This is a genomic window from Micromonospora sp. RTBAU3-60 (genome assembly GCF_054963695.1).
Window position 1 is genome coordinate 175,837 of sequence record NZ_JBUEGB010000004.1, and the last position, 12,772, is coordinate 188,608.

Genomic DNA, 12,772 nt, shown 5'->3' on the forward strand with positions numbered 1-12,772 from the left:
GAGCCTCCATCGGATGGGTACCTCGGTGGGTGTGGGTCAGCGGTAGGCGGCGGTGGCAAGGTCACCGATCGCGGCATCGACGGCGGCGGTGATGTCCCGCACCGACCGGTGGTGCTGCCCGGCGATCGTCTTCAGCCGTGCGATGAGGGTGGTGGTGTCGTCGTCGAGGTAGAGGTGCTCGGTGAGGCCGAGGGTGGCGACGAGGCCGGCGAGGGCGGCGGTGTGGTTGTCGGGTTGGTCGCGGCCGGTGGCGAGGTACCGCAGCCGGGCCCGGGCGACGACTGCCCATTTGGTGTCGGTGGCGAGGTAGGTGTCGGTGCGGGCGAGACCTGCGAGGCGTCGGCGGGTGTGCTGGCGGAGGATCCCAGCGGCGACGAGTCCGGCGCGGGTGCGCTCGTACAGGTCGGGGGAGAAGCCGCGCAGGAACGCCTTGACTGGTGGTGCGGTGCGCCCGTGGCGGATGGCGGCGATGGCGGTGTCGGCGATCAGGTCCCCGACTGGCTGGTCGGTGTGCAGGCGCAGCCATCGCTCGCCGGCCGGGCGGTCGTCGTGAGCGTCGAGGGTGATCCGTCCGGCCAGGAACAGGTCGATCAGGACCGCGCCGGCCAGGCCGAGCGCCAGGGCCTGGCGGTGGATGTGTGGCTGGCCGGTGTCGTCGTTGTGGCCGAGCAGGAACAGCTCGTCCCGCAGCGGCAGTCGAGGAAGACTCATCGCCGCCGCCCTACCGCAGCCCGGCCGCGGACTGCCGCAGCCGGCCGTGCACCCCGCCGTACGCGGCGGCAGGCGCGGGTAGCAGCGCCTTGTCGACCGCGGCGAGGACCGTGTAGTTCGGATCGCACACGTTGCCGATCGGCGCCCGCCCCGCCTGCGACACCAACTGATAGGCGTCCAGCATTTCCAGCCCGGTCAGGGCTACGACCCAGCCGACGAGGTCGTGGTGGGCGATGCGGTAGGCGTCCTCCAAGGGGCGTGCGCAGCCGATCGCCATGATCGAGGTGTCGGTTTCCAGGCGTGGCCACATGGTCGGCACACCTTTGATGACTTCGATGGTGAGGGTTGTGGTGGTGGCGATCTCGACGCCGACGCCGCAGGCTTCGCCTTCGCCTTGGCGGGCGTGGCCGTCTCCGAGGGCGAGCATCGCCCCGTGCATGTTCACCCCCAGGTAGAGGGTGGTGCCGGTCCGGAGGTGCGGTGTGTCGAGGTTTCCGCCGTGGCGGTCGGGGACGATGGTGGAGCGGGCTTCGAAGCCGCCGGGGGCGACTCCGATGGTGCCGATCATCGCCTCCAGGGGCAGGTCGATGGTGTGGTCGGTTTCGGTGGCCTGGAACCGCACGGTCCCGGCCTGCCGATCGATGTCGTACACCCATACCCGCTCCTCCAGCGGTGGCTGGAGGCTGGCGGTGTGGGAGGTCGAGGTGAGGGCACCGAAGTGCGGGAACGTCGACGACACACCCCAGTCCCGGGCCGGGGTGATCGAGGCGAGGTGGATGGCGAGGGTGTCGCCGGGTTCGGCGTCCTCGATGAAGAACGGCCCGGACACGGGGTTGAGGTAGGGCATGCAGCACACCTGCGACGGCAGATCCGCAGGCCCCCGCACGAGCCCGCCGAAACAGTCCTCGGTGAACACCTCCAGCACATCACCGGAGCGAACGTGTGCGACCGGCATCCGCCCACCGAAGGTGTAGGCGAGCTCGTCCCGCGCAGGCCGGTAGGTGATCTTGTCCATGGTCATCACACCCGCTCCACGTCACGCTGCTGCGGCTGCGCGGGTGCCAGGCCGGAGAGCACCGGCCGGCGTCCCGACAGGTACAGGCCGGCGAGGACGATCACGCCGAGGGCGAGCCAGGCCAGGCCCAAGCGTTGGGCGGCGATGTTGGCGTTGACCACCACGTAGGCCAAGATCGCGAACCCGACCGCGGGCATCACCAGATGCGCCCACCAGTTCCCGCTACGACGGCGGATGAGGTGATGCACGACCACGGAGACGTGCAGGACCAGGAAAGCGACCATCGCCCCGAAGTTGATCAGCGACGACAACACGGTGATCCCATCGGCCCGGGTCGCCATGTACAGGCCCAGGACGAGGGACACGACGCCGGTGAGCAGGGTGGCGTTGATCGGCACGTTCCGGCGGATCGACACCTTCGCCAGAAACGCGGGCAGCTGCCGGTCACGGGCCATCGCGTAGAGCAGCCGGCTGGTGGCGACTTGGGCGACCATCGAGTTCGGCAAACCCCACGCGACCGCGGTGGCCACGGCGCACAGGGTCGCCAACCAGCTTCCGCCAGCGGCCTGGGCGGCGTCGTAGAACGCGGTGCCGTTCGGGTCACCGTCAGCCAGCAGCCCGGACGGGTTGGGGACGAGCATCGCGGCCAGCCACGTCTGCGCGATGAACAACACCCCTGCGAGGATGAGGACGGTGGCCATTGCCCGGCCGATCTGCCGCGAGCCGCCCTTGGCCTCCTCGGCCAGCATCGAGATGCCGTCGAACCCGAGGAACGACAGCACCGCGATCGACACAGCCCCCGCAACAACAGACCACGTGAACGTGTCCGAGCTGTAGAACGCCTCCCAACTGAACCGGCCCTTCCCAGATCCGATGGCCCAAGCGGCGACGGCGATGAAGATCGCCAAGACGATCAGCTCGCCGACCAGCATCACCCGGGTAACCACCGCGGTCATCCGGATGCCGACCGAGTTGACGACCGTGTTGACCGCGACGAAGCCCAACAGCCACAACCAGACCGGCACCGCTGGCATGGTCGCGTGCATCGCCACCGACGCCACCAGATACAACAGCCCCGGTACCAGGACGTAGTCGAGCAGGATCACCCAGCCGGCGAGGAACCCGACAGGCGGGCTGATGCCCCGGCCCGCGTAGTTGTAGACGCTGCCCGACATGGGAAACGCCCGCACCATCTGTGCGTACGAGAACGCGGTGAACACCAACGCCACCACACCGATCGCATAGGCGAGGGCGACCATCCCGCCGGAGCCGGCGTACACGCTGCCGAAGATCGCCATCGGCGCGATCGGCACCATGTACACCAGCCCATACGCCAACAGGTCCCGGAATCGCAGCTGCCGGCTCAACTCCTGTCGATATCCGTAGCGTGCGAGCTCATCCTGCTCAAACATCGGTGAGCCTTCCTGGAGGGGGTCATGGGGATCGGGCGTAGTGGTGAGCTGGCCTCAGACGCGGACCACTTAGTCGGTGAGCTGGCCCGTTGCTCGGCAGCGGTCTTCGATGCTCGTCAACAGCAAACCGTCCACAAGGGCCGGGCGGTACCGTCCACTAGCCGTCCGCTCGCAACCAGGTAGTGACGGGCCGTAGCGGAAGTGGCTAGCGTGATCGTTGTCGACAGGTAATGCGCGGAGGTGTTCAGATGGCCGAACGGCGCTATCCCCCGAACAGGCGGCTAGCGTGGGAGAGACTTCAGCGGGGCTGGTCGTATGAGGAGGTCGCCGAGCGCATTCGCGCGGGGATGAGCCACGCCGGAGAGACCGACACTGGGCTCAACGCCAACACGGTGCGGCGATGGGAAACCGGCGAGCGGTGGCCGGACCCGCGCTACCGCAAGCACCTGGTGGCCATCTTCGACAAGCCGGCCAGCCAGCTCGGTCTCCTCACTCCCGATGAGCTGGCGCTGTGCCCGCAGGCGGAGACACTGCACGAGTTCAGGAGGTTGTGGGACATGCTCACCGGAGACGAGAACGAAGGCGGCTGGGACAGAGCAGCCGTTCTACGTGCACTGTTCGGCGCCAGCATGCTGCCCCTGGTCGCTCCGCTGTTATCGCTGGATTCGCAGGCAGCGCACGCGGACACAAAGACCATCGACCCGGATGCCTACACAGAGATCGCCCGCTGCCAGCGGGCTTTGTACTGGACCAGCCCGGCTCGGCCACTCTACGAGGCCGCATACGCCCACACCCAGCTTGGCACCGGGCTCGTGCGCGCGTCGAGCGGCACCAGCCGCACGGCCCTCGCCGCCGCCCTCGCCGAATCCGCGCTTCTCACCGCCCGGCTGGCGTTCTTCGACCTCAACCAAACCGCCATCGCCCAGCGCTGCTACGACGTCGCCCTCGCCGCCACGCGGGAAGCCGGAGACCACGCCCTCGCCGCCGCCGTTCTCGGCCACATGGCCTTCATCCCCGCCTTCAGCCATGATCCCTCCGCCGCCCGCCCACTGATCGACGCAGCGCTCCAGCACACCTGGCACGGCGTCAGCCCGGCCGTCCGCTCCTGGCTGCACTGCGTCGCTTCGGAAGTCGAAGCCCGGGCCGGCGCCGGAGCAGCCAGCCGGCACCAGATCGACCTCGCCGCAACCGCGATCGAGGCCAACCCCACGCCACCGGAATGGCTCGACTTCTACGACACCGGTCGGCTGCACTCCTTCGCCGGCTACGCGGCCCTCGCGGCCGACGACCACATCGAGGCGACCAGGCAGCTCACCCAGGCCCTCGCCGGCCTGACCCCTAACGCGGCCAAGCAGCGCAGCGTCATCCTCGCCGACCTTGCCGCCGCATACAGCGGCGATGGAGACCACGCCGCCGACTACCTCAACCAGGCGATGGATGCTCTGCACAACGACTGGTACGGCACCGGCCTGGACCGAGTCAGGGCCCTCCGGCCGGTACTCGGTGACAGCCGGCAGGGCAGGCAGCTCGACGAACGGATCGTCGCCCTCGCCGCGAGCCGCGCCGCCCTACCCGGCAGCTAGGCCGCCGCCGACTCGTTGTGCTTGCGTACAAGCTCGGGGAGCTCAGCCAGCGAGTCCAGCCGGAATAGGCAGCGCTCGCTGACGGCATTGTCGTCGAGGATGTATCCCCAGGGGCCACGCCGTACCAGCGCGGTCGCGATCCCGGCCTGCTGCGCCGGCCGGATGTCGTTGTCCAGCCGATCCCCGACGTACAGCACCTCATCGGGTGGGCAGCCCGCCTCCGCCACAACACGCTCGAAGAACGGCGCCGACGGCTTCTCCACACCCCAGCCGTCCGACGTCCCGATCACGTCTACCGGCAGGTCCAAAGCGCGCAGAATCGTCTCGGCCCGTGCCGTCTGATTACCGGCCAAGCCGACCTGCAGTCCCAACTCACGCAGAGCGGCCAGGCAAGGCCGAGCATCTGAGTAGAGGTTCTCTTCGGAGAAGTGCTCCGGCTGGCCTATCGCAGCGCGGCGCTCTCGCTCCTCTGCCAGGTCAAATCCCGGTCGGAAGACTTGGAACGTCTCCCGGTAGTCCAGGCCGCGAGCGATCACCGCACCGAAGACGGCCGAGAAGGTGTGCCGGGGAACGCCCAGCCAGTCCGCCCAGGTCCCATACTCTCGGGATTCGTCGACGATCGTCTCGCCCACGTCGAAGAACACGCTCGCGATCACACTGCGATTGTGCCTTTCTCGTCCAGAGTGATCAACAGCGGCGGGTGCCCGCTGACCCGCGACGAGGTCACATGGTCGCCCCTGTGAGACTCTCATGTGCGGCCTCCCGAAACGCCGGCTGCGGCAAGCCACGACATCGTCCTTCGCGTGGACGATGCCACCGTCTGCGATGTCGACGTTGTTGCTCGCGCGTTTGAGCCACTCGATATCCGAATGATCACGGCCTTAGGTCCGCCAGCGGAGGCGCCCATCATGGTTGCCATGAGGTCCGAGACACTGCTCGTCGTGGAGGTACTTGGCCGGCCAGCCAGCTATTCGTCGGCTGCGGAGGCGGCTTGGAAGGCGGCAGTTCGCCAGGCAATCGAACAAGCCGGATCAGGGCCGTGGACGGAACGTTTCTCAGTGCTGATCGAGTTCCGCACGCCAGAAGCGCGCAACGCCAATGAGGTTTGGGACCTCGACAACTTGATCAAGCCGACGCTGGACGCAATGGAGGGCGTGTTCGGGCTTCGCTCATGGCGTGGCCCTGCTCAGGCCGCCGATGACCGCGTCGACCACCTGGAGGCCAGGAAACGTACCGTTCGCCAGGGCGAAGTACCTGGGGCGCGGATCGAGGTGCGGCGCCTGGTGCAGTAGGCGGCTAATGTTCGCTGCGGCGGCTTTGGCACCGGCGGGTCTGGCGAACGAGAGTTGGCCTCCGACCTCCGCGACCAGCGCCTGGTCGGGCCTGCCCTGCCGCTGGTCGTCGCTGTAGCTGTAACGGCGGATAGCCGCGCATCGCTGATCCACATGGGTTGGCCGCGATCCATGGCTAAGCCCTCTCGCCGGGCGGGACGACCGGCCCCACACCTCCCATGGTCCCGCCCGGCCTCCCCATCTTTGACCCGCAACAGCGACCCTGACGCTGCCGGAGGCCCCGTGATCGTCGAATCGACCATCCGCACACCGCCGCCCCGCTGGCCGGCCAACAACAGCCGGCCCGCACCTGCGGCATGGAACCAGCCAACCCGTCCCACGCCGCCGGTACCCGATCGGCGACGCGACTGGTTGCCGTATGCCGCATTGGGCGGCACGGCCGTGTTGATCGGATCCTTCGCTACGGTCGTGGTTGTCCTGGCTCGATAGCCAGGCCTGCCCCAGCCGAGAACGCGAGCGCCCCCACCTGCCCTGGTGGGGGCGCTTCGTCTCCATTGGGCGGCAGGCTGCGCCGCCGGTGTGGTGGGGAGCGGGCGGCCTTGTAGCGCTGCCAGCCGGACGGGTGGAGAGGATTGAGGGCTGCGCGGGGGCTTGCCGGACCAGTGGGGATCAGCCCGCCTTGCGTACTCGGTAGGCGAGGTGGGTGACGCCGTTGCCCTCGATGACGCTCGTGGGCCCGTCCAGTTGGACGGGGGTGATTTTCAGGCTGGCGAACAGGGGGATGCCGTCGCCGAGCAGGACGGGGACGAGGTCGATGTGGACCTCGTCGAGCAGGCCGGCTTCGAGGACCTGGGCGGCGATGGTGCCGCCGTTGACGCCGACCTGCTTGTCGCCGGCGATGGCCTTGGCGGTGTCGATCGCGTGCTCGATGCCGTCGGTGATGAACACGAACGAGTCGCTCTCCCGCTCCCAGCCGTCGGGGACGGTGTGGGTGACGACGACCACGGGCACGTCCATGGGGTGCCGGCCGCCCCAGCCGTGGGTCATGTCGAACAGCCGCCGGCCGACCACCAGCGCCCCGGTCCGCTCGTTCAGGTCGCGCAGGTGTTTCGCGCTAGCCGCCGAGGTGCGCAGCGTCATTCCCGGCATGGCCGTGGGCGTCTCGACGTCGCCGTTGTTGTACCACTGGAAGAGGTACTCGAACCCGCCGTGCGAGGCGTCGGCGATGTAGCCGTCCAACGACATGGTCGCCCCGGTCGTAACCTTCGTCATCGATCCACTCCCTGGTCTCCGCCGGCCCTCCGGTGACCCGGCCGGCCCTTCTCTGCCCAGGGGTCGAACCTGGCGGGGCCTGCCTCGACATCGGGCCGCAGGATTTTCGACAGACCTTCTCCATCTGCACGGCCGGGCTCTCGGGCTATGGAGAGGTGCACAAGGATCACGCCAGGGTTGGCCTCCGAGTGTGCAGAGCTGCAGTCCGAACTCTGGCCCGCAGCCCCGCTGGCCCTGCCGACAGCGACTCGTCTTGTCACAACTACTTTCCGTGACGCTTCTCAGGAAGATCATCATTGCGATGTGCAACTTGCATGATCGCAGAATCGCTAGCGCCAACCCTGCCTAAATGCGCACAAAAAAGGTCATAAGGACGCGAGAAATTGTCCTGACTGACCAATCACTCTTTGCACGCCCTTGTCGTTTCACATTAAGCGGGCGACGACAGCCCGTGCAGAAAGGGGCGGCACCCTGCCTGATCCGCGAGTGCCGCCCCTGGCCTGCGCCCAGCCTCAGCGGAGGGAGAGACGCAAGACGATGAGACTAACGACCGTTTGGAGGTCCGGTGGTTCCCCGGATGGGAATTCCAGCGATTCGGCTCGCCGCAAACCGACGATCGGTGAGCTGGCCGCGCTCATCGCGGCCCTCGCTACGGCCGTCACCGCGATCACCGGGCTGATCAGCTCGTGCGGTAGCTAACCCCAGCACGTGGCCGGCCGCCCGCCAGGAGCCAAGCGGCGGGCGGCCGGCCATGGCGAGACAGCGCACGAGGACAGGCCGACCCGGAGGTTCGTAGGCAGGTACTGTGCAGGCGCTTGCCGGAAGCCGTAGACCTGGAGGGGCGACGTGGGCGCGAAGACAGCCCTGCTGGCATTCGCCGATGGAGATATCCGCCCCGCGTTGCGTGACGCCGCCCGCGCAGAGCGAGCCGAGATCGAGGCGCTGGTGCGCCAGGTCCACCCCGGCTACGACGTCGAGCCCGCCGACGACGGCACACTGTTCGAGGACATCTACCCGCCGGATGACATCACGTACGCCACCAAGCTGGCCGGAGTGGAGCTGTACTGCGACCGACGGCTCGCCCTTGACCGCCCGTCTGAGCTGCCGGAACACCTTGGCCAAGCGGGAGCGGGCAGGCGGATCATCATGCACGGGATGCACTCCGTCTCCGGCTCCCTTGCCTTCGCGGTCTGGGAAGACGGCGAACTCATCAGATCACTTAGCCTGTCACCCGACAGCGGCATCCAGGAGAACATCGGCACGCCGTACGACTTCGAGCTGCCCTACTGGGCGGGCGAACACCCCGTCAAACCCGTACCAGGCTGGCCCCACCAAGGCCCATACCCGCTGCCGTTCCATCCCCTCAAGCTCGGCGAGGAAGCCTTGCGCGCCCTGTTCGGCTTCGTCATTGAGGGGCGCCCCGAGCCGGGCGACGTCGACACCGAAGCTGTTCACCTGCACGGCTTCCGCGTGACCGACCCGTCCGGCGAGGAACAGGCCGCGCGGGAAGCCCTGTACGCGGAGGTGCTACGGGCCATGGGCCCACCGCGGACGTTCCGGATGGGACCAGACGGCACGATGCGCGAGGTGAGCCCCGGCAGCTATTAATCCCCTGCCCTTCCGCCAGCAAAGTGCCACGCAGGTCGGTTCGGCGACACGGACGTTCCCGTGCGCTGCGACGGCCGGTAATGGGTATGGGTACGGGCCCAATTGGCGGAACACGCCTGGCGCCGCCGGGTCTCGGCCGATGATCAAACCATGTGGGCGAAGATCGACGTACCGTGCATTGGCGGGCCGGTGGATGGCCGCTCCGTCCTGGTGCCGGTCGACGAGGACGGCGTGCCCCCTGCAACGATCGATCAGACCTGGTTGTGGATCGAGTACGGCGGCGAGTTGCTCGACGCGGACGTGAACGGCGTGTACGCGCTGGAGTCGATCGCTGGCGGTGGCCCGCCGTGGGTGTACGTCTGGAGCGGTGCCCTCCCGGATCAGCAGGCAACCGATCAGCGGCGATAGCTGATCTCCAGCGTCCCAACCGCAGCACCGCGAAAGTGACCCACACCCCGCGCGGCTGCCCCGCCCGGGTCGCACTACCACTTTGCAGGCCCGCCCCCGGCTGTGATGTTGGTGCTGGCCGTGAAGGAGGCTGGCGATCTGGACGTGAGCAGCCACGGCAAGGCGGTCATGACGCAGGCCGAGGCCCGGATCGCTGACTTCCAGCAGAAACTGATGACGGCTTACCGTGAACTGCTGGGCGAACCGCCCTGGTCCTGACCGCCGGCTCGCCTGGCCGGCCCTGTACCGGCCCCGGGGCATATCCCTATGTGGAGCTCGGGCCCGTCGATCGCAGAACTAGGCCGCTCATTTGGCGCTCACTGGCCGGGCCAGCGGCTGACGCAGATGCAGTCGTTCACCTCCGCCCCGATGCTGTGGATCTCTCGCACCTCGGCGCACCCATCACCGGCGCGCCTACTACGGCTACGGGGTTCCGTCCGCAGATGGGCTCTCGATACGTGACGCCGCGATGGGTGCTGGGTTCTCGGCCGGGGGGCGGTACTCCGAACGTAGTCCCATGGTGGTGAGTAGGTCACGCATCATGAGTTCGAACATCGGCTCCTGATCGGTGATCATCGGTGCGAAGTGGTCGAAGACCTCCAGCGCAACCGCGCCGTAGATCGACCGCCAGCAGGAAAGCATGACCACGAGCGCGCCGAGTGGGATGTCGACCCCGGTGGCCATGCGGTACTCGGCCAACTGCTTTCGCAGGGACGGATCGAGTTCGTCGTCGGAGAGGATGGGGTAGGGGCGGACCGCCCAGAGCCGGACGAATTCTGGCCCCCACACGCCGGAGAGTTGCTTCACCCAGTCGCTTGTCACATCGACTTGAGCGCTGCCGGCCGCGGCGGTGGGGGTTCCGAAGAGCAGGGCGAACTCTTGCCGGTGGGTCAGCGCCCACCGTCGGAATACGCGCGACGGTTCGATGGTGCGGGCCGCAAGGTCGTCTGGGTCCTGGGCGTCGACCGTTGCCTGTAACTCGTTGGTGAGTTCGGCGGTCAGTTCGCGTGCTGTTTGTCGGACGATGTCCGCCAAGGGTGGATCTTCAAAGTAGCGGTAGAGAGCTGCTGGTGTTACTCCCACCCGGCGTGCGATCTCGGCGAGAGTGAGGGCCTCCACGCCTTGTGTCTTGATGACGTCCCGTGCTGCGGTCCGCACCTGCGTCATCATCTCCTCGCGGAGCCGGTCACGTCGCGTTGCTGCTTTCACGCTCTCCACTTTCTGCTCCGTTCCTGCCGCCCTGCGCGCCGTGGCCCCGGCTTTACGCGGATGGATTCTCTCCTACTCGGCGGAGATGGCCGGTAGTCCGTCTGGTCGACACCGCTGAGGGCGAGGACTCCTGTTTGGCCGTCTTCCGCGCGGCCATGTACGTCCGTCTCCGAGCCCTGCGCCCAGGCGCAAGTGCCGGGGACGGACCTGGCTGTTGCGCCCCCGGTGGCTTCGATCGTTGCCTGGTTTGTCCAAAGTGGCGTGTATGGGCGACGGTGGTTGATGCGATCCGTAAATAGCCATAACATCGTGAGCCATCGTTAGTTGGTGATTGCCCATCACTTTACTCGCCGAGAGCGACTTGGGCACCGTTCTCGGCGCAGCCGAACTTCCGCGCCGGTTTGAACGGCCGACAGGTGGGCCGGTCGGCGCATCTCCAGGAAGGGAGTGATCTATGTCGAACCCGTCGCGGGCCTCCGGGAACTTGCAGGCAATAGCCTGTGACGTTGCGCGATCAGGTCGGATGCCCGTCGTGGACGCCCCCTGCAGCTACGCAAACCCGTCTCAGCTCTCTGGGTAGGCGGCTGGTTACAGCCCCAAGGCCCGACCGAGAACCACCTCTGGTGTCATCCACGGGATCGGCTCCGCTGAGAAAGAGTCCGCCGAGATCGGCGACACCACACAACTCGTTCGCATGCCCCTAGCAGGACATCAACTCTGGGAAGGCGCTGTGGCAACCTTCAATCAGCAGAACCAAACGGTCCACCACCAAGTCAACGCAGAATCGGCCTATGTCAACGTGGGCCACCAGTATCTGGTCGAAAAGATCGACGACCTGATCTCGCAGGCCAGCCGTGAAGGCCGCGGGAACGCGATGCGGCCGGTCCTCGCCTACCTGCACCAGGCCCGCACCGTGTCCGTCGGTGGCGATGAGCGTCGAGCGGTCGCCCTCCTGCGCCGGGCAGCAGAGGTAGCGGGACCCGTCGCCACCATCGCGGCCAGCATCGCCGCCGTCGCCCAGGCCGCCCAATGACTGAGCTGGGCGCGTACGAGCCGGTCATCTACCAGAACGGTCAACAGGTCGAACTGCAGACCAACATCGGATTCATGGTGGTCAACCAGATCGCTGACGGTCCGGTCGGCAAACGTTGCCCCAAGTGCAACGCCGTGCCGATGAAGCGGACCAGCATCGTCTGGGCAGAGACCACTCAGCGGGCCGGACACGGCATCGTGGTGCTCAACCGCCTCGCGTTGCGGGTCGCCCCGCCCCGGCAGCCGCGGCCGCCGGACAGCAGATTCCCCGTCGAGCCGCACCTGAAGCTGATCGGCGCGATGGCGGCGATGTTTGTGTTCGTGTGCTGCGCGGGCGTCGTGACGGATACCGCCGGCACTGGTGTCGTCACTGCTCTTCTGTGGCTGCCGATACTCGGGTTCGTCGCCGCGCTGATCTGGACCGTTCGGAGCTACCTCAAGTTCCGCGAAGGGTTGGCGGCTGAACAGTGGCAGCTGAGACAGCGCATTGACCGCTACAACCGCGACCAGGCTCGTTGGCGCCGAAGCTGGTTCTGCGGAGCCTGCGGGACGGTCGCAGTCGAAGAAGGCGGTCGATAACCTGATCATCGCGTTGGTCCCGTTTTTGTTGGCAGTGATCGCCTCGATCGCCATGCAGTTCGTTCCCGGCTTGAACGCGGCCGCTGCGGTGACCGGCGTCGCGGCCAGCGTCCTCGCCTTTGCGGAGGTGGCCTTCTTGACCGAACAGGTCGTCTCGGCGCTCGGTGCGATCGCCGCATCACTGAACGGCAACAAGGTAGCGCACTTCACCAGCGAGTCCCGCCCGGGTGACATTTCCCCCACCTCAAAGGATCCCGACCTCAAGGACATCAGCATCAGCTGGGTGCACGGCGATGCCTACTACCAGAAGGCGAACCCATGAGTCCGATTCCGCTGCTGATCGGCGTCGACACGGCGATCGTGCTGATACTGGGGCTGATCGCATGGAAAGCAGGTCACGGGGTGAAGCAGTCCCGGATGTGGCGCAACACCATCCACGCGTATCCGGTCGCCGTGGCGGCGGCCTTGGTCGACGCCTTCGTGCCAGCGCCCCGCTGGGTGCATTGGGCGTGGGTCGTGGTTGTCGGCCTCGTGGTGCTGCTCGGCTTCGCCCTCGATATAGGCCGGCTGAAGGAAGATCAAGCTCACAGCCAGCGCCCCGGCACGGGCTAA

Annotated in this window: 15 protein-coding genes; 9 read left to right on the forward strand and 6 right to left on the reverse strand. The window is 67.2% G+C overall.

What is annotated here, in order from left to right:
• Window positions 1-36: 36 nt before the first annotated feature.
• From ACY34I_RS06170 to ACY34I_RS06180, 3 genes are read right to left on the reverse strand one after another with little or no spacing between them, the layout of a single operon-like run.
• On the reverse strand, window positions 37-711 hold the full coding sequence (locus ACY34I_RS06170) for a GOLPH3/VPS74 family protein (RefSeq protein ID WP_462753278.1): 675 nt from the start codon (window positions 709-711) through the stop codon (window positions 37-39).
• A gap of 10 nt (window positions 712-721) precedes the next feature.
• Window positions 722-1,732 (reverse strand): acetamidase/formamidase family protein, encoded by a 1,011-nt coding sequence (locus tag ACY34I_RS06175; protein ID WP_462753280.1) that lies wholly within the window; start codon window positions 1,730-1,732, stop codon window positions 722-724.
• Window positions 1,732-3,138 carry an APC family permease gene (locus ACY34I_RS06180; protein WP_462753282.1) on the reverse strand — a complete coding sequence of 469 codons (1,407 nt, stop codon included), beginning with the start codon at window positions 3,136-3,138 and terminating at the stop codon, window positions 1,732-1,734. Before ACY34I_RS06180 ends, ACY34I_RS06175 begins: the two co-directional genes overlap by 1 nt.
• A 248-nt stretch (window positions 3,139-3,386) precedes the next feature.
• On the opposite strand from ACY34I_RS06180, the gene ACY34I_RS06185 reads away from it, so the two are divergent.
• On the forward strand, window positions 3,387-4,721 hold the full coding sequence (locus tag ACY34I_RS06185; RefSeq protein ID WP_462753284.1) for a helix-turn-helix domain-containing protein: 1,335 nt from the start codon (window positions 3,387-3,389) through the stop codon (window positions 4,719-4,721).
• Here the strand turns inward: ACY34I_RS06185 and ACY34I_RS06190 are convergent.
• Window positions 4,718-5,377, reverse strand: coding sequence for an HAD family hydrolase (locus tag ACY34I_RS06190; RefSeq protein WP_462753286.1), 660 nt, complete (start codon window positions 5,375-5,377; stop codon window positions 4,718-4,720). The two genes, ACY34I_RS06185 and ACY34I_RS06190, sit on opposite strands and share 4 nt — an antisense overlap.
• 147 nt (window positions 5,378-5,524) lie before the next feature.
• Between ACY34I_RS06190 and ACY34I_RS06195 the strand changes: the two genes are divergently transcribed.
• Entirely contained in the window at window positions 5,525-6,013 is a 489-nt protein-coding gene (locus ACY34I_RS06195) for a RusA family crossover junction endodeoxyribonuclease (RefSeq protein WP_462753288.1), read from the forward strand.
• Window positions 6,014-6,682: 669 nt separating this feature from the next.
• Here ACY34I_RS06195 and ACY34I_RS06200 read toward each other — a convergent pair.
• A complete protein-coding gene (locus ACY34I_RS06200) occupies window positions 6,683-7,285 on the reverse strand; it encodes a dihydrofolate reductase family protein (RefSeq protein WP_462753290.1) in 603 nt (200 codons plus the stop codon).
• Window positions 7,286-8,131: 846 nt separating this feature from the next.
• Here ACY34I_RS06200 and ACY34I_RS06205 point away from each other — a divergent pair.
• The 3 genes from ACY34I_RS06205 to ACY34I_RS06215 all read left to right on the forward strand — a co-directional run bounded on the left by ACY34I_RS06205 (window position 8,132) and on the right by ACY34I_RS06215 (window position 9,559).
• Window positions 8,132-8,893 carry a DUF6928 family protein gene (locus ACY34I_RS06205; protein ID WP_462753292.1) on the forward strand — a complete coding sequence of 254 codons (762 nt, stop codon included), beginning with the start codon at window positions 8,132-8,134 and terminating at the stop codon, window positions 8,891-8,893.
• A gap of 150 nt (window positions 8,894-9,043) precedes the next feature.
• The gene (locus ACY34I_RS06210; RefSeq protein ID WP_462753294.1) at window positions 9,044-9,301 is read left to right on the forward strand and encodes a hypothetical protein; all 258 of its coding nucleotides are present in this window, start codon (window positions 9,044-9,046) and stop codon (window positions 9,299-9,301) included.
• Window positions 9,302-9,412: 111 nt separating this feature from the next.
• The gene (locus tag ACY34I_RS06215; protein ID WP_462753296.1) at window positions 9,413-9,559 is read left to right on the forward strand and encodes a hypothetical protein; all 147 of its coding nucleotides are present in this window, start codon (window positions 9,413-9,415) and stop codon (window positions 9,557-9,559) included.
• Between the two features lie 204 nt (window positions 9,560-9,763).
• On the opposite strand, the gene ACY34I_RS06220 is transcribed toward ACY34I_RS06215, so the two are convergent.
• Window positions 9,764-10,558 carry a TetR/AcrR family transcriptional regulator gene (locus tag ACY34I_RS06220; protein ID WP_462753298.1) on the reverse strand — a complete coding sequence of 265 codons (795 nt, stop codon included), beginning with the start codon at window positions 10,556-10,558 and terminating at the stop codon, window positions 9,764-9,766.
• Between the two features lie 721 nt (window positions 10,559-11,279).
• On the opposite strand from ACY34I_RS06220, the gene ACY34I_RS06225 reads away from it, so the two are divergent.
• Genes ACY34I_RS06225 through ACY34I_RS06240 form a run of 4 tightly spaced genes read left to right on the forward strand, consistent with a single transcriptional unit; the run spans window position 11,280 to window position 12,772 of the window.
• A complete protein-coding gene (locus ACY34I_RS06225) occupies window positions 11,280-11,582 on the forward strand; it encodes a hypothetical protein (protein WP_462753300.1) in 303 nt (100 codons plus the stop codon).
• The gene (locus ACY34I_RS06230) at window positions 11,579-12,160 is read left to right on the forward strand and encodes a hypothetical protein (RefSeq protein WP_462753302.1); all 582 of its coding nucleotides are present in this window, start codon (window positions 11,579-11,581) and stop codon (window positions 12,158-12,160) included. Before ACY34I_RS06225 ends, ACY34I_RS06230 begins: the two co-directional genes overlap by 4 nt.
• Before the next feature lie 34 nt (window positions 12,161-12,194).
• The gene (locus ACY34I_RS06235) at window positions 12,195-12,482 is read left to right on the forward strand and encodes a hypothetical protein (protein ID WP_462753303.1); all 288 of its coding nucleotides are present in this window, start codon (window positions 12,195-12,197) and stop codon (window positions 12,480-12,482) included.
• Window positions 12,479-12,772, forward strand: a complete 294-nt coding sequence (locus tag ACY34I_RS06240; protein ID WP_462753305.1) for a hypothetical protein — start codon at window positions 12,479-12,481, stop codon at window positions 12,770-12,772. Before ACY34I_RS06235 ends, ACY34I_RS06240 begins: the two co-directional genes overlap by 4 nt.